Source organism: Pantoea sp. X-Soil-YNGN-785, from assembly GCF_059730585.1.
The window spans coordinates 593,075-615,775 of sequence record NZ_AP035942.1 but is presented as its reverse complement, the minus strand read 5'-3'; the positions used below and the strand labels follow the sequence as shown (position 1 = coordinate 615,775).

The following is a 22,701-nucleotide window of genomic DNA, read 5'->3' as shown; positions in this document are numbered from 1 at the left end:
AATGATAAGCATTCCCATTATCATATGACAGTTTTAACGGCCTTGCAGCCTGTTTTTGTCACGTCCGGCAACGAAGATGACAGACCAGTTGGAAAATGCTAGATTGCGGCCGATAACACCTTTAATAACAGCAACAGCAATAATTTGCTCACTCTCTGGCAGAATCTTTTTTTGCCGGCTTGCGCTTTGGTATTTCAGGGCCGTCACGAGTATTTATAATGAAATTACAATCATATGAAGAACTGAAACAGAGTAAATACCGGCTTTCAGTGATGCTTTTTCTCTTTTTAAATATCGCCGTTTCGCTATTTTATCTGCTGCCTGTAATGAGCAATGAGACCAATGACGCGACACTGCCGGTAATTTGTGTGGCTGCTTTTAGCGGCATCATGTTAATTACCTATTTAATATGGCCCAGACTAAAACTTCCCCTGTTAAATCCTGTGGCACTACTGCTGGGCATGCTCTGGGCCTGGCACATTAATTATCGCTTTCATCAGGTGTTCTATTTTGATGGTGGCTTTCTTATTATCAGTTTGATCAGTGTGTTATTTATCAGTGCTATCGCCCTGAGCGATTATCTGGGTGCATTTTGTCTGCACGTCGCGCCGCCGGTCTTCACCGTATTACTGCTCGACAATGGACAGCATCTGCCGCTGATCCTGCTGACCATCATCCTGCCTCTGATCGGTTTCTCTTTGCAGCATCTGATGCGCCGCCGTGCCGACAACTTTACCCTGCGTCTGATGCATCAGCTTTATGAAGAGAAAGAGACATTCAGTGACCTCAGCATGCTCGATCCGCTGACCGGACTCTATAACCGTCGCGGCCTGAAGAACCGGCTCGATAATATTCTGGAAAACCACGCCGGCAGCCACTACGTGCTGCTGCTGGATATCGACCACTTCAAGGCCTATAACGATAATTATGGGCATGCGATGGGCGATCAGGCACTGGCGCGTGTCTCTGTCGCGATTCGTGATGCGGTGCGTTCGCGCGATGTCGTCACCCGCTACGGCGGCGAAGAGTTTCTGGTGCTGATGACCAATGTGAACAGTTCGATCGCCATGAAGCTGGCAGAGCGAATTCGCCAGTATGTGCTGGATTTAGAAATCCCTCACCTTTTCAACGAGACCGTTTCCACCCACGTGACTATCAGTGCGGGCATCGCGCCCATTTATGATAATGAGTTCGATCTGGCGGTCGCCAATGCGGACAGCGCGTTATATGTGGCTAAAAATCAGGGTCGCAATACCATTCTCGCCTGGGAAGATTTGCCCCGACAGCAGCCTCAGACCTCCAGCGAACATGCCTGAGTAAGCATAACGCGGTCGTTGCTGACCGGAACAGTGGCGAGCGATGTGCTGCTCTGTCCGGCCTGATGACCGCTCTCAACCCCCGCCGATTTCCCGCCAGCAGCGACGATTTTTTACACGACTTGTAGAGTTAATCAATAACGATTATCATTTGCTTTCTTATCTACACTTTCTGCGAGTCGTCATGGCAACTGCTTCAGCTCAGGAACAGCGTTTTAGCGCTCAGTCGATGATCTTCCGGCAGAATGACCGCCCGCTGGCGGAAAGTCTGCATGAGCGGCTGCAGCAACAGCGCAGCTATCTGCTTGAATCGACGAAGTTAAGCCAGTCTGCTCCGCGCGAAACGCTGACGCTTGCCGACTGGTCGGAATCAGAGGCCTTTGCCCCGCTCATCCAGCGCTATAGCGATTATCTTTATCGCGATCATCCTGATGCCGTTCGTGAAGCGAAACCGGTGCTGTCACTCTGGGCACAGTGGTATTTTGGCCTTCTGCTGCCTCCGCTCATCATGGCGTTATTGCAGGAGTCACGTGCGCTGGACTGCTCGCCTGAGCATATTCGCGTCGGATTTCATGAGAATGGCCATCCGGCCACGTTCTGGATCGATGTGCAGGAAGATGAAGAAGCGCGCTATCTTAATTCGCTGCAGCGCATTGATCGGCTGATTCAGCAGCATCTGATCCCGGTGGTCAAAGGTATTACGCAGCATGGTGATATCAACGCCCGACTCATCTGGAACAACATGGGCTACTCATTCCAGTGGTTCCTGGGTGAGCTGAAAAGCCAGATCGATGAGGCGCTGATCCTGCAACTGGAGCAGGCGCTGTTCTTCAACCAGCGGCTGCTGGATGGCAGCGAAAACCCACTTTACCGCACCATGATCCCGCGCAACGGCGAACTGGTCCGTCGCAGCTGCTGCCAGCGTTATCGCATCCCTGATGTCGAACAATGTGGCAACTGCACCCTGAGCGGCAGCTAAACAGACTTAATTACAGCGAATTCTCCGTTTATCTCGTTTACAGGCACTGAGGCTTGTGGCAATTTTTACGCCTTCGATCAGCCTGGAGAGAAAGATGAGTCTGGAGTCCGTGCGCCAGTTCTTTGCCGAACACGCCCCTGAAATTGAAATTATTGAGCTGGCAGAAAGCACTGCAACGGTCGGGATGGCTGCACGTGCCCATGGCGTGACGCCAGGAGAGATTGCCAAGACCCTGTCACTGAAAGTGAAAAACGACGTGGTGCTGATTGTGACACGCGGCGATGCCCGGCTGGATAATCGCAAGCTGAAAGCGGCTCTGGGCGCGAAAGCGCGGATGCTGAGCGTCGACGAGGTGATTAACTGGACCGGCCACCCGGTGGGCGGCGTCTGTCCGTTCGGTCTGGAGAATCCGCTGACCGTCTACTGTGATGTTTCACTGCGCAGCTTTGAAGAAGTCCTGCCCGCCGCTGGCGCTATCCACAGCGCCGTCCGCATCTCGCCACAGCAGATGGCTGAACTGACTAACGCCCGCTGGATCGACGTATGCGAAGCGATTTAACGCTTTGCATCGGCTCACAAACCCTGCATTTCTGCCTGCGCCCGAATGCTGCTGACAACCTGACAGATTTTATCAGCCGATGATAATCACCGCCCCATCATGGCAGTTAATCACGCGCAGTAAGCGGGCGCAGTTAATCGCCCATGACTTCAGGATATCAGGCGCTTAAATGCCTGTTCGATGATCGACAACAGCAGCGTGTTATCGACGCTATGCAGCACATGCACTGATGCACCGCAGTGATCAGGCACACCGACAGTGAGCCGAAGCGGCTGACGATAACGCCAGCTTTTGCCACGCGTCGCACCGGGACGTAGTTCGATATCAACCCGGTAATCGATACCCGAGGCGACTCGCTGATTCAGCAACCAGGCGACCACCAGCGCATCGTGGATCCAGCATCCTGCCAGCTGACGGGTTTCCATTGAATAGTCGATCCACGGGCGCAGCGTGTCGCGTACAAATTCGGTCAGCGGATGATCGGCCGCGGTGAGACGTGTCAGATCCTGCTGGGTCAGCAGCGTCTGCGTGGTGACATCCATCGGCACCAGTGTTACCGCAGCACCGCTGTGCAACACCTGATGCGCCGCCTCGGGATCCAGACCAAAATTGGTGTCTTTGATGTAATCATCCAGCGAGAAGACGCCGCCCATGATCACAATTTCCGCCACCGATTCTGCCATGGCGGGATAGCGCTGCATCGCCAGCGCCACATTCGTCAGCGGACCAATTGCTACCAGTGTAATCTCGCCCGGATTGTCGCAAATCAGTTTGCCGATAGCGTCAGCCGCATCAAACGCATCCGCCGCAATATCGGCTGGCTGACGCACATCCTGCCAGAGCTTTTCCAGCGCAAGCTGATTGACCCGATGATCCAGCGTCTCGCGCCATGGCGCAGGATCTTCCTGTAACGCCTGCGTCGCGCCCTGTACGACCGGGATAGATAATCCCAGCCGGACGATCAGATCTTTGGCAACGCGTGCACCCACGTCACATGGCGTGTTACCCGCTACGGTAGTGATCAATTCCAGCGACAGGGCTGGTGAAGCTAAGGCCAGCGCAATCGCCAGCCCATCATCGGTGTTGGCACCCGCGATACCATTGCCGGGATCGCAATCAATAATGATTCTTTTCATATTTTTATAAATTAACTCTGACTTTGCGGCTGACAGCCGCAGGATTCACCAATTTCAAGATAGTGTGGAAACTCCTTTAATTGCGCTTCGCTCTGTCCCTCTTTCAGCATCTGAATCGCAGAGCGTGCCATCTCACGCAGTGGCTGGCGCACGGTCGTTAATGTCGGAACATGAAACGACGAGTGATTGGTCCCGTTAAAGCAGACCAGTGCCACATCCTGCGGCACGCGAAGGTGATGTTCGGAAAAGGCGCGAAGCGCGCCAATCGCCTGACCTTCATTGCTGGTAAACAACGCACGAGGCACACAGCCGCGGGCGATCATGGTTTGTGCCGCCTCGTAGCCGCCCTGTGGGGTGTAGCTGGCGGGGAACATCAGCGACTCATCAATCGGCAGGCCACGATCGTGCATGGCATCGCGCCAGCCCTGAATACGATCCTGTGCGTTGAGCATATCGACCGGGCCGCTGATGATCCCTACCTGCTGATAACCGTGACTCAACAGATGTGCCGTCACCTGCCACGCGGCCTGACGCTCATTGACCCGCAGCATGTTCACGCCCGGCTGAGGCTCAACCCGCTCCAGCATCACCAGTGGCGTTCCGCTGGCTTTAATCAGGTCGATGTAAGGATGGCGATCGACGCTATTGTAAAACAAACCATCGACCTGCCGATTGAGCAGCCCCTGAATTAACTCCAGTTCGCGTTTGCGGTCATCACCTGCATCACCCAGCAGCATGACGTGACCGTGGTTCATCGACTCCTGCAACAACACGTGCGCCATTGACGCCACGAAGGGATTGCCGATGTTGGGCACCACCAGCCCAAACGTTTTGGTGTTGCCGGAGGCCAGCGCGCGTGCTGCTGCATTGGGCCGGTAACCGGTGGCTTTAATCGCCTCCAGTACCCGCTGACGGGTCGCCTCAGCGACCGGACGAGGCCCGTTATTGATGACATAACTGACGACTGCCACTGAGGTGCCTGCCGCTTTCGCAACTTCACTGCGGGTCACTTTTCCCGTTAACGACTTAGGCACATCACGTTCCTCCATAAAAAAAACAGGCCGCTTTACACGGCCTGCTGTTTATCGCTCTCTCCTGGCAGACGGCACCTTCAGGTAAATCTAGATGGCATCTTCAGGCAGATTGAGATTCCGCCCTCGCGTCTCAGGAGCGACAAAAGTGGTAAAGAATCCAATGGCGGCCATTGCCGAGAAGTAGACCGCAATCGGCCACCAGTGACCGGTATAAGAGAGCATAGCAGCGGCAATAAGCGGCGCTGTGCCGCCGGATAAAATCGAGCCAAGCTCTTTGGCCACTGCCATTTTGGTGTAGCGATGTTGAACGCCGAACATTTCCACGCCCCATGCCGCCTGCACCCCATAAATACCCAGTGACGCCAGCGCCATACCGACCACGATAACCGGGATCACCAGCATCGGTTCACGCGTGTCCAGCAGCGTAAAGGCGGGCCAGGCATAGATCATCAGTAACAGGCAGAAGACGCGATAAACGATCCGGCGACCAAAACGATCAGAGAGCCAGCCCGCAAACGGAATAATCAGGAAGCCCAGCAGTGAGGCAAGGAACACCGCCGTCGTCGGTACGGACTTATCCACCATCAGCACCTTCGCGACATAACCCACCATGAAGCCCTGAGCAAGATAAGAAGGGCCATTTTCGCCGATGCGCAAACCTATCATGGTCCAGAAAGCGCGGGTACGCTGGAAGAAAGGACGCGAGTCCACGACTGGCGCGGCCAGTACGCCTGCACGTTCCGCTTCCATTTCCGCTTTCCTGCGCTCAAACACTGGCGTTTCACGCAGGTGACGTCGAATCCACAGCGCAACAAGGGCAATTAGCGCACTGCTGAGGAAGGGAATACGCCAGCCCCACTCCAGCAGGCTCTGCTGATCCATCTGCACTACCAGCAGCCAGACCAGCGAGGCCAGCAACGTACCGCTGTTAGACCCCAGAGCAATAACGGATGAAACCAGGCCACGACGCTTAACGGGCGCATATTCACCCAGCATCACCGTGCCGCCCGATAACTCTGCGCCCGCGCCGAAACCCTGGGTAAAGCGCAGCAGCACCAGACAGGCCGGAGCCCAGACACCAATCGCGGCATAGCTCGGTATTAAGCCGATAAAGGTGGTGGAAGCGCCCATCAGAATGATGGTGGAGATCATCACGACCTTTCGGCCTTTGCGGTCGCCGAGCCAGCCGAAAAAGAGTGCGCCGATAGGCCGGGCAACAAAGCCGACTGACCAGGTAGCAAAGCTGGAGAGCAGTGCCATTGCGGGAGTCGATTCCGGAAAGAATACGTCGCCAAAGATGATACCGGCAGCCAGACCGTAGAGCGCGAAATCCGCGTACTCCATTGCCGTTCCGAGCCAGCATGAGAAAGTGGCGCGCCAGAAATCTTTGCGGCCTGAAGAAGTGTTAAACCGCTCGTCGGCGGCTGAGGTGGAAGACAGTGATGCCTGCTGCTTAACGGAATTGTGTGCCGTCATAACCCTATCCCTGAATGAGTATGCAGATTGATAAACGCCCGTCCATGGGTCGATTCCCTGATGAAAGCGGAATTCCCCCGGTGGCGACGTTCAGTTGACTAACCATGATGAAAGGTTAAAGGATTCCCTGGTGTTGGAATCTTGTTCTTCGCCCCGTTTCGCCGATGTATTTTTCACCGGTCGCTTAAACTGAGCGAATGTAACTTAACAATCAATGGAGCCTACTGTGCATCGCACCGTGAGCAATCACTGGGGACCTAGTGTATCTACGCGCGTAGATAAATCAAGAGATCCCGGCGCAAATTGTTAGTAAAACTTCACTATCACATTGCGTCATCACACATTTTCAGCGCAAATTCAGCCAGTTAACTCCACTATATCGCACAATAAAAAATCACTCTGCGCGGTAAGTTAGCATTTTCTCTAATCATTAAGCGTTATAAGCGGGGCTAAAATCCTTTCATCGGGTTCTGTTGTCGCACACCCGGATTACCTGCAGATGACACTTCATCTTTATTCTGAAAAATCGCGGCAAGCGCAGACAATGCGTTACCCTGAAAAAAAGCCTGACAGAGGTGTTATGACCATTATTCTGATGCGACACGGTAAACCTGACCACCAGGCAGCGGGTCGCCAGAGCGTGCAGGCACTGGCAGACTGGTGCGAAGCTTACGATCAGTCCGGAGTCAGTGACGGACCGCCACCGCGCAGTATTAAGATTGCTCGTCAGGCCGCAATTATTGTCTGCAGTCCCCTGCCCCGCGCGCAATCTTCTCTGAGCCAGCTTGGCCTGCAGCCTCATGAGATTGATGCGCTCTACAGCGAAGTCGCCGTACCGCTGCTGCGAACGGGGGATTTTCAACTGCCGACAATCTGCTGGCTGGCCTTACTGCGGCTGTTGTGGTTCTGCGGTTATGCGGGTGAAGCGGAGTCGCTGCAACATGCGCGCAGCCGGGCCTCGGCGGCGGCAGAGAAGCTGATCGAGCACTCACGGCGTGGCACGGTGCTGCTGCTGGGCCACGGCATCATGAACAAGATGATTGCGCGAGAATTACGTAAACGCGGCTGGCAGGCAGAGAAACATGCCAGCAGCCGCCACTGGAGTTCTGCGATCTATCATCGTCCGTTTATCTGACCCATCGGAAAATAGCCCAGCACCTCACAGCCCGTTCCGACACGCGGTGTGGCAATCACTTTACGCTGCGCCAGATCGATCACACTCAGCGTGCCGTCATCCTGATTCGCAATCAGCAGCTGTTGCCTGTCTGGCGTGAAGCAGCCATCCATCGGCATGTTTCCCACGCTGATATCGCCCAGCGGATTCAGCAGGTCGTCAAACAGCGTTACCAGCGGTTCTTGATCGCCAATCGCCACCAGCTGTTCGCCATCGGCGCTGAAGCGAACCACCTGGCAGGGCTGCTGATGACCCGGCAGCGTAATGCGCTGGCGAATACGGTGGCTCTGTCGGTCGATCACATAGAGCAACGGCGCATCTGCTGCGCTGGCGACCAGATAAGGGTGTTTTGGTGAGGCGGCGATACCCGCAATCGGGCCCGGCAGCAGAATCGTATCAATCACCCGTCCCTCTGCTTCACAGAGATCCACGACGGTGATGGTCGCATCCTCTTCGTTATCGGTGAACAGTTTGCGGCCGCTGGGTGACAGCGTCAGGCGATGCGCGTTGTGAGAAGGAATCGGGATGATCTTTTCCACTTTGTCGGTCTGCGGATCGATTACGGCTACGGCGGCGCTCTGCTCACAGCAGAGATAGACTTTGCCATCGCGGCCCAGTTGCCCGCTGTGTGGTGCTCGCAACGGCGACAGATCGATAAAGCCGCTGATCTCACGACGCTGCAAATCAATGATCGCCACTTTGTGACCCGGATGCGGGTTATTGCCATGAACACCGTCACCATAGATAGGCACATACGCTTTACCCCAGGGTGCCAGCATCAGGAGTTCATGCGGCCGCGGTGGAAAAGCGTTCAGCTCGCGCTCGACCGCGAAGGTTTCCGGGTTAAGAAACAGGACGCGATTGCCCTGCTTATCAACCGCCAGTAAACCATAGGATTCACTCTGCATGCGCGCTCCTTTCTCAGTAAGTTCTTCTTAAGCGTAGACAATCTTCTTCAGGCTGTCCGATTCCGCAAATTGTTGAGCCGGGCTTACGCCACACGTTAAGCGCAATACTCACTGTTTCTGAGGTCCGGGCCCTGAGAGAAGCCAAAGGCTTAGCATAATATTCAGACATTCCTTAGTTATGCGTTCCGCCACATTTAAATAACTGATTAACAGTGGCGATATTATTATTCCATTAAGGTGACCGGATTATTTCCGTATTATCCTAAAGTCAAAAAAAGACATAGCTAATGTGTAAATAATGTTTTATTAAAAAGGTGCAGTGCAATTAAAAAGCCGTGAGGAAACTATCGCGCGCTCCCGCACTGCGTCGCCACCAGGGAAAACTATTCATTAATTCCCGCACTCATCGGGATTGCACTCAGTATGCAATGCCGCCCGTTCACGCCTCAGGCACAACGGGCAGAGCCTGCACTATAGCGGGAAAATAAAAATAACAGGTGTACCATGACTTCACATCGCCAACGTCCAGCGCATAAACTCTGGCGTAACTGGAAAAGAATATCGTTCAGTAGCCAGATGTTATGGAATAAGAAACAGCAGAGCCTCTGTCAGGCACCGGAATATGATCCGGGACAGGAAGATAATGTCGTATTGATTGCTCAGCAGAAAGATCTGCCCGAGATTCCAAAGATTGTCTGGATGGTCTGGCATAACGATCAGCTGCCGACGTCAATGGCGCTGAATATCAGTAAAATCCGGCGGGACAACCCCGACCACCAGGTTTATCTGGTCACGCAGCGCACTCTGTCGCAGTGGCTGCCCGAACTCAGCTTTATCTCTTCCGATCTAACGCTGGCACATAAAAGTGAAATAATCCGGCTTGAGCTGATTCACCGCTATGGCGGTATTGGCATCGACTGCAGCACCCTGCTGTTTGAAAATCTTGCCTGGGTGCATCGCGTTCACCATGCGCGGCCAATGGATCTCATCGGCTACTATCGCGAGCAATCAACGCTAAACTTGCTTGCGCCGGTCACCGAGAGCTGGTTTATTGCCGCGCCGCCGCAGAATGCCTTTATTCGCGAATGGCTGAAACAGCTGGCACCGGTTAAAAACGTCGGTATCCGCAACTATTTCCATGAGCTTAAGAAGCGTGATGATTTTCCGCTGATTGTGCAAAATGTAGATAATCCGTCACGCCAGCTTCTGTCGCTGGCGCAGCAGGTCGCGATGCGCGAATACCGGCGGGCTAATCTTTATCTGCGTAAAGGTGAAGCCAGCGCCTGGTACTATCAGCGCCTGCATGCCGACAGCAGCAGCGCGTTTGCGCAGTCTGTGATGTTTCAGCAGCGGCCAGAGACACCACCACCGATTATCAAATTAACCGGCAACGAGCGACTGCATCTCGACTTCAATCTGCGACTGGGTTTGTATAACCGCAGCAGCCTGATTGGCGAGATGATGCACACCCCATCATCTGCGCTGGCATTGCCATCAACGGTCAAAGCGCGCGCGTAGCCACTGCGTAAAAGTGGTGACCGCGCGGGGTACCTGCGCCGCCCAGGGTCGAACGATCCACAGGCGGGCGGCAAAGGCCTCCACCGGCTGCCACTCAGGTAACACCTGCTGCAAAGAGCCTGCGGCCAGCGCTTCACGGGCGCTGAAGTCGGGCAGCATCGCGATTCCCAGTCCCTGCAGAGCGGCATCACGTATCGACTCACTGTTGTTAGTGGCAAAGCAGCCCTGAATCCGCACCTGCACCTCTTCACCATCCGCTGCGGTTACAAACCGCCAGCGCGGTGATTCAACACCACGCGGATAGTAAAGGCAGTTATGCTGCATCAGATCCTGCGGCGTGTTCGGTATACCCTGTTGGTTAAGATAGGCAGGTGAGGCCACCAACACTGTCTGCGTATCACACAGCGGCAGCGCCACATGGGTTTCCGGCAGCGTGTCACTGTGCCGGATGGCCAGATCAAACCCCTCACTGCTCAGCGACACAATGCGGTCGGTCACATCCAGCTGCAGACGCAGCTGCGGATAGTCACGCAGAAACTCACCAATAATCGGCACCAGCTGCTGCCGGGCAAACGCTACCGGCGCGGTAATACGCACCAGACCACGCACTGGCCCGGCGGTATCACGCACGCTGAAAAAACTCTGTTCGATGCGGGCAAAAGGCTCGCGCAACTCCTCCACCAGCTTCTCACCCGCTGATGTCAGTCGTACGCTGCGCGTGGTACGCTGTACCAGCAGTACACCGGCTATCTGCTCCAGCTCTTTGATTTTCTGACTCATCGCAGCTTTGCTGACGTCCAGCCGCTCCGCCGCGCGGGTAAAGCTGCCCTGCTCAGCCAGTACGGTCAGCCAGTGAAGATGATCCCACAGCGTATCCGTTTTCATCTCTTTCATTGCGATTGTTCATTATAGTGAATAATCATTTCAGGCTACGCGCTTTTTCCCGCCGGATAAAGGGGTCACCATAGGCTCATTAATCACGATGAGGAATTCACCATGCCACTGCTGCAATTCGATGTTATTCAGGGTCGTTCAGAATCAGAGCTGCGTACACTGCTGGATGCGGCGCACCGTGCCGTGCTGACAGCCTTTAAAGTGCCTGAACGGGATCGTTATCAGATTGTTCAGGAAAACAAGCGCTATCAGATGGTGTTTCAGGATACCGGCCTGGGATTTAGCCGCAGCGATAATCTGGTGATGGTGCGGGTTTATACCAGCCCACGCAGTCGTGAACAGAAGCAACATTTTATGGCGGAGCTGGCGCGTGAGCTGCGTGAGCACTGTGGCGTGCAGGGCAACGATTTAATGATCAGCTTTATCACCAATGACAAAGGTGACTGGAGTTTTGCCGACGGAGAAGCGCAATACCTCACCGGCAAACTCTGAAAAACGTCCTGACTTCTGCTCTGCTGACGGTGCGCCAGCCACCGTCACGCCTGAAAACCTCACTTCTGAACCAATCTGCTCTCCACCGCACAAATCGGGCCGGATATGTTGCAGCCGGATGACAGCCAATATAGATTGTCGAAAAACTATCCCCCGAAGGTGGCCGGTTGCGTGAAGCCTCGTGCAACCCTGTAGAGAGAGGATTTACCGTTGTCCGAATTGGTCTCCGTCGTGCTGTTTCTGGCCGCTATTGCAATCTATTCCTGTAAAGCCGGGCGTAACAAATTCTGGTTTATTCTTGTTCTTATCATGCTGGTGCTTTTCGTTGTCCTGAACGCCACCCTTTATGCCAGCAACTATTTTACCGGTGACGGCATCAACGATGCGGTGCTCTATACGCTGACTAACAGCCTGACCGGCGCGGGTGTCAGTAAATATGTGGTGCCCGCGATTGGGCTGATTATTGTGCTGTTCCTGCTGTTCTGCCTGCTGTCGTGGATTCTGCGTCGGCGTAAGCGTCCCCATCACATGGGTTGGTCACTGCTGGCTGCCGCCTGCGCGCTCGGTTCGGTGCAGACCACCCCGGCCTTTCGCCAGGTCGCGACGCTCATCGTGTCGCATACCCAGATGGCGGACTCTGACTTCGACAACTTCTATAAAGTGCCGCGTAATCGCATTGAACAGCCGCGCCTTAACGTGGTTTACATCTATGGTGAAAGCTTAGAGCGCACCTATTTCGACCCCATCGCCTTTCCTGGCCTGGCGCCTGAGCTGAGCCGGCAGAAAGAGCAGAGTATCGACTTCAGCGAAACCGAACAGTTACCCGGCACCGACTACACCATTGCAGGCATGGTCGCCTCACAGTGCGGCATTCCGCTGTTTGCGCCGTTTGATGGTAATGCGTCGGCATCGCTCTCCAGCTTCTATCCGCAAAACGTCTGTCTGGGCGACATCCTGAAAAACTCCGGCTACCAGAACTGGTTTATTCAGGGTGCCGATCTGCGTTTTGCCGGTAAAGATGTCTTCCTGAAATCGCACGGTTTCGACCCCAAAAATCTTTATGGTTCGCAGGAGCTGAAAAGCCGCGTTGCCGATCCTGCTTATCGCAATAACTGGGGTTATTACGACGATACGGTGCTGGATGAAGTCTTTGAGAAGTATCAGGAACTCTCGCAGGCCGGTAAACCTTTCGCACTGTTTACGCTGACCGTTGATACGCATCACCCGGACGGGTTTATCTCACGCAGCTGCGATCGCAGGAGCTATAGCATTGATGGCAAACCGAATCAGTCCTTCAGCGCGGTCGCCTGCTCGCAGGAACATGTGGCGCGGCTGATCACACGCATCAAAGCGTCGCCGTGGTTTAAAAACACCGTGATTGTGGTGAGCTCCGATCATCTGGCCATGAACAACACGGCGCATCCGTGGCTGGTCAAACAGCCACGTCGCAATCTGTTCATGGTGATCCGGGGTGATAAACCGCAGGCGGAGCTGATGGAGGCGAAGCGCAGCACGCTGGATAATGGCGCGACGCTGCTGGATATTCTCGGCGGCGATAACGCGATTGGCCTGGGCCGCAGCAGCCTTTCTTCTCTTTCGCTCTCCACCCAGTTCGACGACATGAAGAGTAAGGTGGCGAGCTGGAAACCCGACATCATCCAGCTCTGGAACTTCCCGAAGAAGATAGACAGCTTCACGGTGGATCAGGCGAAGAATACCTTCAGCTTCTCAGGCACCACCTTTAAACTGCCGATTCTGTTCCGCATCAGCGATAAGCATGTTGAGCCGATGCCGGAAGGGGAATATTCGGCCCCGCTGCGCTATCAGCTGGCCGATTTCGCTTCAGCCGATAAATTCCTCTGGGTGGATCGCTGTTTTAAAATGGCGCGACTCTGGCAGCCTTCGCTGGCTCTTTCCGGCGATCTCTGTGTGGCGATGGGGCAGCTCGGCGGCACGCCAACCGTGACACATGTCGACAAACCGCAGTGGAAAGGCAAAGTGCAGTTCCCGGACGGCGCTGTCAGCGAGGCACGTTACCAGCAGAACCTGGCGCAGATCCGCATTGAAGATAATAACATTCGCTATAGCGCCGACAGCTTCCGGCTTGATGTGCCCGGCGCGCCGGAAACGATTAAAAGCTTCAGCGGCATCTCACGGCCAGAGAGCTGGGGGCGCTGGTCAAACGCCAATCTCGCGCCAGAAGTGCATATCGATTATGTCGATGCACTCCCGGCTAAGTTTGATCTGGTCATTACCGCACGCGCGTATGGCCCCAACGCACATCGCGCGATCCCGGTTCGGGTGGGCGATCAGCAGCAACTGCTGTCGCTGGGCGAAGAGGTATCGACGCATACCCTGCATTTCGACAACCCAGGCGCCAGCCATCAACTGGTCATTGCCCCCCCTGAGCCGCAGCTGAGTAACACCGGCAATATCACAGGTCAGGATCCGCGCAAACTGGGCATTGGCATGGTTGAAATTAAAATCGTACCACAGCCTTAAGACCCGTTTTTTCTTCTCCCGCCTCTGCGGATTACCGCAGAGGCGCCTCATCCTGTCATCGACTTCCTGTTGCGAGCCAACCCGCACTCCTCTGCACGTTACCTGTTGTACTAATTGATATTTTTTCGGCAAGGCGCGCAAAATATAACCGACTGAGTGGTGATACGCTTTTTGCCTGTCATAATGCGGTTATCGCCGAAGTACACAGGGAGGTGTCGTGAGACTCATCACAATGATGAGTACCCACAAAGCCTTTAAAGCGCTGCAACAGGCGGGGATCGACGATCAGCAAGCGGAGGCGATGGTGGAGGTGTTTACCGATATGCAGTAGAGGCAGCCAGGCGCACAGGTCGGGAAGCAGCTCGGTCAGATTCAGACCAAAGCCAAACATATTGACGTCCGGATCGGCCAGCTTCAGACAAAAGCCGAACAGACAGACGATCGACTCGGCAAACTTACGACCAAAGTCGACCAGATGGACGATCGGCTCGGCAAGCTTACGATGAAAGTTGACCAGATGGACAATCGACTCGGCAAGCTTACGACGAAAGTAGATCAGATTGACGAGCGGCTCGGGCATCTCACTACAAAGGTTAATCAGATCGACGAGCGGCTCGGGCACCTCACCATAAAAGTTAATCAGATCGACGAGCGGCTTGGGCATCTCACCATAAAAGTTAATCAGATCGACGAACGGCTTTGCCATGTTGAAAGAAAAACCGACAAGCTGGCCATCCGTTTTAATCACCTGGAAATCAAAGTGGATAAGATGGAAGCGATGCTCAGTGAAATGAATTTCCGATTAACGGGCGCTGTCGACAGCCTGAGAAATGACGTTGTGACACTGCGCACTGATATGCGCTGGATCAAACGGTTATCTATCCTCATGACCACCACCCTGCTGGCAGGGGTCCTGAAAGATATTCTACTGTGAGCCCACTACCCAATCAGGGTCTGTCGCGTAGTGCTTCCAGCTTCTCTCGCTGCTGACCGTCGGCGGTAAAGTTATCCTCCGCCAGCCATCGCTGAAAGCCCTTTTTCACCTGCGGCCATTCGCTATCGATAATCGAGAACCAGCTGGTGTCACGAGAACGGCCTTTGTAAACGATTGCCTGGCGGAAATCCCCCTCATAACGGAAACCGAGACGGGCCGCGGCCTTACGGGAAGGCCCATTACAGCTATCACATTTCCATTCATAGCGGCGATAGCCCAGCGTTTCAAAAGCGTAACGCATCAGCAGAAAATGCGCTTCCGTCGCCATGCGGGTCTGCTTCAGCCGGGGCGAAAACGTGACATGCCCGACTTCCACTACGCCATGTTCAGGCTGGATGCGCATTAATGAAAGGCTGCCCACCGCCTGCTCCGTAGCCAGATCGATGACGGCGAAATGTAGCGGATCGCGGCTGGCTTCAAGTTGTGCTGCATGGTCCTGCCACGCATTGTGCCCGGTAAAGGGCCCAACGGGCAGGTAAGTCCAGTCACGCCCATCTTCAGCCAGTGACCAGGCCTCATACAGTGCATCACCATGCCGTGCAGCACTGAACGGCTCCAGCCGACATGACTCGCCGGTGAAAACCTGATGCTGGGGCAAAGGACGGGGTTGCCAGTCTGGTAAAGGCTGGCCGACCGGCTGACCGAATTGATTCAGGTGTTGTGACATATCGCCTCCCGGCTGCAGATGATATCCACAGATTGCCACTATCATGGTGGGTTAAAAAGTACCACAATCAGGAAAAATGATAGATCCACGGGACCCGACTATGAAGCCAGAGATCCCCCCTTTGCTGCTGGCACCATTGATATCCGCCGCCGGGACCACGCTGCAGCAGCAACTTTATCAGCGGATAAAACAGGGCATTTTGCAAGGGCAGCTTGCCGCTGGCGCGATGTTACCGTCTACGCGGCAACTGGCAGTTGAGCTGCAGGTGTCGCGGAATACCGTGCTTAACGTCTGGACCCAGTTGCAGGCTGAGGGCTATCTGATGAGCGATCGACAGGGCAGCCGCGTCAGCCCACTGGCTTTGCCTGCCGGGCAGGCGGATGACGATACGCTAGCCCGCTGGCCGCTGGCAAAACGGATTGAGGCTTTTCACCAAAGCCAGTGGATCGACACCGGCTCATTGCCGCTGCGACCCGGCATACCTGCCCTGAACCATTTTCCGATGGCGGCCTGGCGCCGGGCGCTGAGTCAGGTAATGAGTCACCCGCCACCGTCGCTGCTCGGCTATGGCGATCCCTTTGGTGAAGCAGAACTGCGTGCCGTACTGGCGCAACAGTTGCGTATCACGCGCGGTGTACGGTGTGACCCCGGACAGATTGTGATTACTGAAGGTGTGCAGCAGGCGTTAACGCTGTGCGTCGCCCTGCTGAGTAATCCGGGCGATTATGGCTGGATTGAAGAACCGGGTTATCGTAATGCCAAATCGGCTCTGCAGGCCGGAGAACTTAACGTTGTCCCGATCCGCACCGATGACCAGGGAATGGCCCCCGAGCCGGAACACTGGAAACAGGCTCCACCCCGTCTGATTTATACCACGCCTACCCATCAGTATCCCACCGGCGTCGTCATGAGCGCGGCCCGGCGTCTGGCGCTGATTGCGGCTGCGCAGCAGCACCAGGCCTGGATTATTGAAGATGATTATGATGGCGACTTCCATTACCACGGCGAACCTATAATGGCGATGCAGGGCATGACCGATAATGCTCCGGTTATCTATCTCGGCTCATTCAGCAAGACTCTGTTCCCCGCGCTGCGCATCGGTTTTATGGTGCTGCCCGCGACGCTAGTCAGGCGTCTGCGACCGGCACTGCATCAGATCCTGCGCGGCGGAAACCGGCTGGAACAACAGGCGCTGGCGCGTTTTATTCTCAGTGGTGATTATCGCCGACATCTGGGCAAAATGCGTCGTCTCTATCGTCAGCGACAGGCATGGCTGCGAACCGAACTGCAGCGCGCTGCAGGTCAGGCGATTCCGTTGCTGGGTGGCAACAGCGGTATGCATCTGGTGCTGCCACTCGATCCTCATCGGGATGACGTCACTATTACCCGCACACTGCTCCAGGCGGGCTACGCGCCCACGGCTCTCTCGACCTTCTGTCTGCGCGAACCGGTGAAGCAGGGGCTGGTTATTGGCTATGGTAATTGCAGCGACACGCAAATTACCGCAGCTATGCGCCAGCTAAGTCGCCTGCTCGGCTGGCCCGGATGACCTAATCATTCCGCGCTGACAAGGCTGGCCGGCGCAGCAATCGATTGACGAATCATCAGGCGGGCATCAAAGCGCGGCATCGGCCCGACGGCTTCGCCGCGTATCTCCGCAATCAGGCGTCGTGCGGCTTCCCGGCCCATCTCATACACCGGTTGCGCCACTACAGTCAGCGGCGGCGTGACAATCTCACTCCACGGAAAATTGTCATACATCACAAAGGAGAGATCGGCTGGGATCCGCAGTCCGCGCTGCGTGACTTCCCGCAGCAGCCACATCGCGACCACGCTGTCTGAGGCCACCAGCGCCGTAGGCGGCTGTGGACGCTGCCATAGCTCAGCCACAATACGGGCAATCTCCGCTTCGTCCAGCGCGTTCACTTTCACCAGCGTTGGATCAAACGCCACGCCCGCGGCAGCAAAGGCCTGCATCATGCCGCCAACGCGCTGGGCGACTGGCGTCAGGCCAAAATCGCCCGGCGTGCTGTAGTCGGTTGCCAGCGCCATGCTGGTGACATAGGCGATATGACGATGACCTGCCTCCAGCAATCGGGTAGTCGCCTGTTCAGCGACGTCAGTAAATTCGCAGCAGATTGCTTCCACATCAAGGTCAGTCACTGCGCGATCAAATAATTTCAGCGCTCTGCCCTCTTCCAGTACCTGCGTCAGATGGCTGTTGTGCTGGTGCTCCGAACAGCATGGCGCAACGATAATGCCGTCGACCTGCTTTTCCAGCATCACCCGCACTGCATCCTGCTCAGCCTGCAGTTTCTCATCGCTGTTACTGAGCAGCAGATGGTAACCCGCCGTGCGTGCCACATCGGCCATCCCGCGCAGCGCAAGGCCAAAGTGAGGATTTTCGATATCGCCGACAATCACACCGATGGTATTAGAACGCCCGGTATTCATGCTGCGGGCCAGGGCATTCGGACGGTAGCCCAGCGCAGAGGCTGCGCTGCTGACCCGCTCCTGCACCTCATCACTGACCGCCCCATAGCCTCCCAGCGCACGCGCCGCCTGAGCTTTAGAGACGTTTGCTGCACGTGCCACATCCGCCACGGTAGGCGCTTTCGATTGTCGTTTCTGACTTGTCATAATTATTTTGAATCACAGGTTGATGACAGGAATATTGACGCCGAAAAAAGGCTGTGCTTAAACTCATTGTAACCCCTTGAGACCGGTCTCACAATGCCCACGTCTTAAGGTACCACCTGCGTTGAGACCGGTCTCAATTATAATTGCTGGCTCAACAGTCTCTGATGTTTAAACCTGCAAAAACGGATGAGCTATGAAATCGCAAACCACCCTGGGCACACTGCTCGGCACCGCCCTCGCACTCTGTTCACTTTCGTTCTGTACGCTGGCTGCCAGCGATAGTAATCCTTATGGGCTGATCGAACCCGGTCAGCTTCGCGTCGCCAGCGTCGGCGACTCCAAACCGTACACCTTCACGGATGCCAGCGGTCAGTTCACCGGCTTTGACGTCGAGTTCTTCCGGGATGTCGCCCACCGTATCGGGATCGATAAGGTCGATTTTATTGGTCAGGACTTCTCGGCGATCATGCCGGCCGTGGCTAACGGTCAGTATGACGCGGCGGTGGCGGCTATCGGCATCACGCCTGCGCGGGAAAAGACGGTCGATTTTTCGACGGGTTATCTGGCGGGATTTCTCACCGTTCTCACCCGATCTGACAGCGGCGTGAAGGATGTCGCCAGCCTGGCAAAACACCGGCTCGGCGTCGTTCAGGGTACGCTGCAGGAGAGCTATGCCGTCGAACACTTCCCACAGACCGATCTGGTGCGCTTCCCGGATAACAACAGCGCCGTCTCCGCGCTCAACAACGGCACGCTCGACGCCATCTTCCTGGACTACGAGGCGGCAAAAAGCTACGCCGAACGCTTCAAACTGGTCTCTGCCGCCGACATTCCCTCGTTTGATGCACCGGCTGGCATTGCCATAGCCAAAGGCAAACCCGCCTTTAAGGCCGCGCTGGACGGTGCCATCAAAGCCGCCATGCAGGATGGCACCTGGAAACGACTTTACGAGAAGTGGTTCCCCGGATCGCCGATGCCAAAACAGTATCTGCCTGGCGGGCAATAAAGAGGCGGACGTTCGCGTCCTGAATTAACCGGGGGATGCCCCGCTCTGCATGGAGACGGCGATGGACTTGCTCACGATTATTTCCCGCACCTTCTTTGATTTTCCATCAATGATGGAAGTGCTGCCGCAGATGCTGACCACCGGGCTGGTCAACACGGTGATTATCTCGCTGGCGGCCACGCTGCTCGGCACGCTGTTTGGGCTGCTGCTGGCGCTGATGGGCATTTCGCCCTCACGCTGGCTGCGCCTGCCGGCCCGGCTCTATACCGATCTGTTTCGCGGGCTGCCTTCGATTCTGACCATTCTGCTGATTGGTCAGGGCCTGGCGCGCTTCAGCTATCAGCTGTTCGGTCCGACGCCCTATCCGCTGGGGATCTTCGCCCTCAGCCTGATCGCCAGCGCCTATATGGGCGAGATTTTTCGCGCGGGGATTCAGAGCGTGGAGCGCGGCCAGATGGAGGCCTGCCGGGCGCTGGGGATGAGCTATGGCCGGGCAATGCGGCTGGTGGTGATCCCGCAGGGGATCCGCCGCGTGCTGCCCGCCATCGTTAACCAGTTCATCGCCATCATCAAAGATTCCTCGCTGGTCTACCTGCTGGGCCTGATGACCCAGCAGCGGGAGCTGTTTCGCGTGGGTCAGGATGCGGCGGTGCTCACCGGCAACCTCTCGCCCCTGATGCTGGCCGGGCTGTTCTATCTGATCATCACGGTGCCGCTGACGCACATGGTCAACTATGTCGATGTGCGCTATCGCACCGGCCGCCGTCGCCTGACGGCACCGAAAAGCGGCTTAAAAGAAGTGGATGAAGTCAGAGCGCCCGGCGTTTCACTGGTCACGCAACCCCGAATCGGAGGCACCCATGAATAACCTGAACGGCGCGAGCTGGCACGGCGCCAGTCTGGAGCTACGCGATCTGACGCTGGCCTATGGCCCGATTGAGGTGCTGCGTAACGTCTCGCTGCGGGTCGCGCCAGGCAGCACCACCTGCATTATCGGGCCATCCGGCTCGGGTAAATCGACGCTGCTGCGCGGCATCAACCGGCTGCACGAACCGCAGTCCGGGGATGTCCTGCTGGCTGACCGATCGGTGCTGCACGACAAGCCTGATGCGCTGCGGCTGCGGATTGGCATGGTGTTTCAGCATTTTAACCTCTTCCCCGATCACAGCGCGCTGGAGAACGTGGCGCTGGCCCCGTGGCGGGTCAAAGGCCTGCCCAAATCACAGGCAATGGCGATTGCGCGTCAGCGGCTGGAAGAGGTGGGCCTGGGTCAGCGCGCCGATCACCGGCCACGCGATCTCTCCGGCGGCCAGCAGCAGCGCGTCGCGATTGCCCGTGCGCTGGCGATGGACCCCGAAGTCATGCTGTTTGACGAGGCGACCTCCGCACTCGATCCCGAACTGGTGAAAGGTGTCCTGACGCTGATGGCGGATCTCTGCCGTCGCGGCATGACGATGGTCGTGGTGACCCATGAAATGGGTTTTGCACGCAAGGTGGCGGATCAGGTGGTGTTTATGGATGAAGGCGAGATTGTTGAAGCCGGACCGCCGGGTGCCATTTTTGATGCACCGCAGTCGCCGCGACTGCAACGTTTTCTCTCTGAAGTGCTGTAACTGAGCAAGGAACCTGATAATGGCGTTAAAAACTGAATTGAAAGTGGTGGTACTGGGCGGTGGCGTGATCGGTGTGTCGACGGCGCTGGAGCTGACCAAACGGGGTGCGGCAGTGACGCTCGTGACCGAAGCGGCGCTCTGTTCCGGCGCATCGGGACGTTCACTGTCGTGGCTCAACTCAGCGGGTGAGCGCTCCCTGCCCTACCACGCGCTGCGCATGGCGGGTATCGATCGCTATCGCACCCTGTTTGCTCAACATCCTGACCTCGACTGGCTGCGTTTTGATGGAGGGGTCTGCTGGTTTAAAGACGATGCAGCCGGAACCCAGGCGCGGCATGCCTATGAGAAAGCCCACGGTTACGACTCACAACTCATGACGTCTGACAACGTGGCACAGGCAGATGCGGCCATCGATCCCGACGCGCTGCCGTCGCAGGCGATATTCAATCCCGGCGAAGGCTGGGTCAGCCTGCCGCACCTGACCGATTATCTGGTAAATCAGTTCCGGGCGCGCGGGGGTGAAGTGATAGAGCATGCCGGCAAAGCCAGCGTGCTAACCGAGCAGGGCCGCGCCTGTGGCATCCGCAGTGAACAGGGTGAACTGCGGGCAGATGCGGTGGTGGTCGCCTGTGGCCCCTGGACACCAGATGTAGTAGCACCGCTTGGCGTGACAATCCCCAACGGATCGCCGGTCTCCATGCTGGTTATCACGGAACCGGGTAGCCATGAGTTGAAATCGGTGCTGAACACGCCCCGCGCCGCCATACGTCCCAATCCGGGTAACCGCTATGCGCTGGATCATGACTGGTACGAAGAGGATATCCGGCTGCTGCCCGGCGGTGAGTATCATATTGATGAGCAGGTCGTGGTAAAGCTGGCAGATGAAGCGAGCAGGCTGTTACGGGGTGATGAGCCGCTCAGCGTTCAGAGCTGGAAGATTGGCCTGAAGCCGATTCCGGGCGATGGCGATCCGGTGCTGGGACAACTGCAAAAGGTGCCGGGCTGTTATGTCGCGTTCACGCATTCCGGCGCAACCCTGGCGCTGATTGTCGGGGAATTACTCGCGGAGGAGATCGTAAGCGGTGAAAAGCATCCGATGCTGGCAGGCTTTGGTGCAGAGCGTTTCAGCTAACAAAAAGCCGGTCATCACGACCGGCTGATTTTTATTTATCCACGGAATCAGCCACGGAAGAAGATATCACCCGATTTACCCATGACGATTTTGCCGGTGTCATTGGTAATCAGAATGTAGTTGGCGTTGATATACGCCCAGTGGGTATTTTCCTGCGGTGCAGGCAGATTACGCTTTTGCCACTCGGTGATGGTGAAAGTTTTATCGGTGTACTTCTCTGGCACGATGTCACCGATGTTGTACTGTTTGTAGTCAATGATGATGGTGCTGAGATCGTAATTAGGGCGCGCACCATTGACCGTTGACGGCGTGTTTGGCGTAGTCGGCGTAATACCATCATTAGACTGTGAGCTGGTCGGTGCCTGGTTTTGCGCCGCACCGGCATCCGGCTGAGCGGTGCCGGTATCTGGCGTCGCGGGCTGAGCATCAGGATTAGCGGGCTGGATCTGCGGCGGTGGCGGAACGGTGTCCGTTGCTTCGCCAGCAGCCTGTACAGCGGGGATCAGGCTCAGCGAGCCAACCAGTAATCCCATTGATAAAAGTACACGTTGAGTCCTGCGCATAATGATTTCCACGTTGAATTTTGACAGTCAGGCTAAAGTTTATCGCACTTCAGTTCCATTGTGCTGATGCTATGTGCAGGGAAAACAGCGCGGTTCGC

At 56.0% G+C, this 22,701-nt stretch carries 22 protein-coding genes; 13 read left to right on the top strand and 9 right to left on the bottom strand.

The window, feature by feature from the left end; genetic code table 11:
• Positions 1–218 precede the first annotated feature (218 nt).
• The 3 genes from AC6I8E_RS02715 to AC6I8E_RS02705 all read left to right on the top strand — a co-directional run bounded on the left by AC6I8E_RS02715 (position 219) and on the right by AC6I8E_RS02705 (position 2,854).
• Positions 219–1,316 (top strand): diguanylate cyclase, encoded by a 1,098-nt coding sequence (locus AC6I8E_RS02715; protein ID WP_013356680.1) that lies wholly within the window; start codon positions 219–221, stop codon positions 1,314–1,316.
• A 184-nt stretch (positions 1,317–1,500) separates the two neighbouring features.
• Complete coding sequence (fhuF, locus tag AC6I8E_RS02710; RefSeq protein ID WP_033781774.1) at positions 1,501–2,295, top strand: siderophore-iron reductase FhuF; 795 nt, start codon at positions 1,501–1,503, stop codon at positions 2,293–2,295.
• A gap of 94 nt (positions 2,296–2,389) precedes the next feature.
• Positions 2,390–2,854 carry a YbaK/EbsC family protein gene (locus AC6I8E_RS02705; RefSeq protein WP_013356678.1) on the top strand — a complete coding sequence of 155 codons (465 nt, stop codon included), beginning with the start codon at positions 2,390–2,392 and terminating at the stop codon, positions 2,852–2,854.
• A gap of 149 nt (positions 2,855–3,003) precedes the next feature.
• Here the strand turns inward: AC6I8E_RS02705 and AC6I8E_RS02700 are convergent, their stop codons facing one another.
• From AC6I8E_RS02700 to AC6I8E_RS02690, 3 genes are all read right to left on the bottom strand, one after another.
• Positions 3,004–3,990 carry a nucleoside hydrolase gene (locus AC6I8E_RS02700; protein WP_313679506.1) on the bottom strand — a complete coding sequence of 329 codons (987 nt, stop codon included), beginning with the start codon at positions 3,988–3,990 and terminating at the stop codon, positions 3,004–3,006.
• An 11-nt stretch (positions 3,991–4,001) separates the two neighbouring features.
• Entirely contained in the window at positions 4,002–5,024 is a 1,023-nt protein-coding gene (locus AC6I8E_RS02695) for a LacI family DNA-binding transcriptional regulator (protein ID WP_041457176.1), read from the bottom strand.
• Between the two features lie 87 nt (positions 5,025–5,111).
• Positions 5,112–6,500 (bottom strand): MFS transporter, encoded by a 1,389-nt coding sequence (locus AC6I8E_RS02690; protein ID WP_013356675.1) that lies wholly within the window; start codon positions 6,498–6,500, stop codon positions 5,112–5,114.
• 580 nt (positions 6,501–7,080) lie between these two features.
• Here AC6I8E_RS02690 and AC6I8E_RS02685 point away from each other — a divergent pair.
• Positions 7,081–7,635, top strand: coding sequence for a histidine phosphatase family protein (locus AC6I8E_RS02685; protein WP_033781772.1), 555 nt, complete (start codon positions 7,081–7,083; stop codon positions 7,633–7,635).
• Here the strand turns inward: AC6I8E_RS02685 and AC6I8E_RS02680 are convergent.
• The gene (locus tag AC6I8E_RS02680) at positions 7,617–8,582 is read right to left on the bottom strand and encodes a beta-propeller fold lactonase family protein (RefSeq protein ID WP_201253220.1); all 966 of its coding nucleotides are present in this window, start codon (positions 8,580–8,582) and stop codon (positions 7,617–7,619) included. The genes AC6I8E_RS02685 and AC6I8E_RS02680 overlap by 19 nt on opposite strands.
• Positions 8,583–9,086: 504 nt before the next feature.
• Between AC6I8E_RS02680 and AC6I8E_RS02675 the strand changes: the two genes are divergently transcribed.
• Entirely contained in the window at positions 9,087–10,100 is a 1,014-nt protein-coding gene (locus AC6I8E_RS02675; protein ID WP_013356671.1) for a glycosyltransferase family 32 protein, read from the top strand.
• Here the strand turns inward: AC6I8E_RS02675 and AC6I8E_RS02670 are convergent.
• A complete protein-coding gene (locus AC6I8E_RS02670) occupies positions 10,077–10,994 on the bottom strand; it encodes a LysR family transcriptional regulator (RefSeq protein WP_013356670.1) in 918 nt (305 codons plus the stop codon). The two genes, AC6I8E_RS02675 and AC6I8E_RS02670, sit on opposite strands and share 24 nt — an antisense overlap.
• Before the next feature lie 102 nt (positions 10,995–11,096).
• On the opposite strand from AC6I8E_RS02670, the gene AC6I8E_RS02665 reads away from it, so the two are divergent.
• Both AC6I8E_RS02665 and opgB read left to right on the top strand, forming a co-directional pair.
• Positions 11,097–11,486 carry a tautomerase family protein gene (locus AC6I8E_RS02665; RefSeq protein WP_013356669.1) on the top strand — a complete coding sequence of 130 codons (390 nt, stop codon included), beginning with the start codon at positions 11,097–11,099 and terminating at the stop codon, positions 11,484–11,486.
• Between the two features lie 210 nt (positions 11,487–11,696).
• Positions 11,697–13,988, top strand: a complete 2,292-nt coding sequence (gene opgB, locus AC6I8E_RS02660; protein WP_013356668.1) for a phosphatidylglycerol--membrane-oligosaccharide glycerophosphotransferase — start codon at positions 11,697–11,699, stop codon at positions 13,986–13,988.
• Between the two features lie 178 nt (positions 13,989–14,166).
• On the opposite strand, the gene AC6I8E_RS02655 is transcribed toward opgB, so the two are convergent.
• Positions 14,167–14,694, bottom strand: a complete 528-nt coding sequence (locus tag AC6I8E_RS02655) for a hypothetical protein (protein WP_418162477.1) — start codon at positions 14,692–14,694, stop codon at positions 14,167–14,169.
• A 54-nt stretch (positions 14,695–14,748) separates the two neighbouring features.
• Between AC6I8E_RS02655 and AC6I8E_RS02650 the strand changes: the two genes are divergently transcribed.
• Entirely contained in the window at positions 14,749–14,922 is a 174-nt protein-coding gene (locus AC6I8E_RS02650; protein WP_497824399.1) for a hypothetical protein, read from the top strand.
• A 13-nt stretch (positions 14,923–14,935) separates the two neighbouring features.
• Here the strand turns inward: AC6I8E_RS02650 and AC6I8E_RS02645 are convergent, their stop codons facing one another.
• On the bottom strand, positions 14,936–15,649 hold the full coding sequence (locus AC6I8E_RS02645) for a GNAT family N-acetyltransferase (protein ID WP_013356665.1): 714 nt from the start codon (positions 15,647–15,649) through the stop codon (positions 14,936–14,938).
• A 100-nt stretch (positions 15,650–15,749) separates the two neighbouring features.
• On the opposite strand from AC6I8E_RS02645, the gene pdxR reads away from it, so the two are divergent.
• A complete protein-coding gene (gene pdxR, locus AC6I8E_RS02640; RefSeq protein ID WP_497824683.1) occupies positions 15,750–17,198 on the top strand; it encodes a MocR-like pyridoxine biosynthesis transcription factor PdxR in 1,449 nt (482 codons plus the stop codon).
• A gap of 5 nt (positions 17,199–17,203) precedes the next feature.
• Here pdxR and AC6I8E_RS02635 read toward each other — a convergent pair whose 3' ends face one another.
• Positions 17,204–18,289, bottom strand: a complete 1,086-nt coding sequence (locus tag AC6I8E_RS02635) for a LacI family DNA-binding transcriptional regulator (protein WP_497824398.1) — start codon at positions 18,287–18,289, stop codon at positions 17,204–17,206.
• Positions 18,290–18,482: 193 nt separating this feature from the next.
• Between AC6I8E_RS02635 and AC6I8E_RS02630 the strand changes: the two genes are divergently transcribed.
• From AC6I8E_RS02630 to AC6I8E_RS02615, 4 genes are all read left to right on the top strand, one after another.
• Entirely contained in the window at positions 18,483–19,295 is an 813-nt protein-coding gene (locus AC6I8E_RS02630; protein ID WP_013356662.1) for an ABC transporter substrate-binding protein, read from the top strand.
• Between the two features lie 61 nt (positions 19,296–19,356).
• On the top strand, positions 19,357–20,163 hold the full coding sequence (locus AC6I8E_RS02625) for an amino acid ABC transporter permease (protein WP_013356661.1): 807 nt from the start codon (positions 19,357–19,359) through the stop codon (positions 20,161–20,163).
• The gene (locus AC6I8E_RS02620; protein ID WP_013356660.1) at positions 20,156–20,908 is read left to right on the top strand and encodes an amino acid ABC transporter ATP-binding protein; all 753 of its coding nucleotides are present in this window, start codon (positions 20,156–20,158) and stop codon (positions 20,906–20,908) included. Before AC6I8E_RS02625 ends, AC6I8E_RS02620 begins: the two co-directional genes overlap by 8 nt.
• Positions 20,909–20,927: 19 nt before the next feature.
• Positions 20,928–22,040, top strand: a complete 1,113-nt coding sequence (locus AC6I8E_RS02615; RefSeq protein WP_195857383.1) for an NAD(P)/FAD-dependent oxidoreductase — start codon at positions 20,928–20,930, stop codon at positions 22,038–22,040.
• A 47-nt stretch (positions 22,041–22,087) separates the two neighbouring features.
• On the opposite strand, the gene AC6I8E_RS02610 is transcribed toward AC6I8E_RS02615, so the two are convergent.
• Positions 22,088–22,603, bottom strand: coding sequence for an RcnB family protein (locus tag AC6I8E_RS02610; protein ID WP_013356658.1), 516 nt, complete (start codon positions 22,601–22,603; stop codon positions 22,088–22,090).
• Positions 22,604–22,701: the final 98 nt, after the last annotated feature.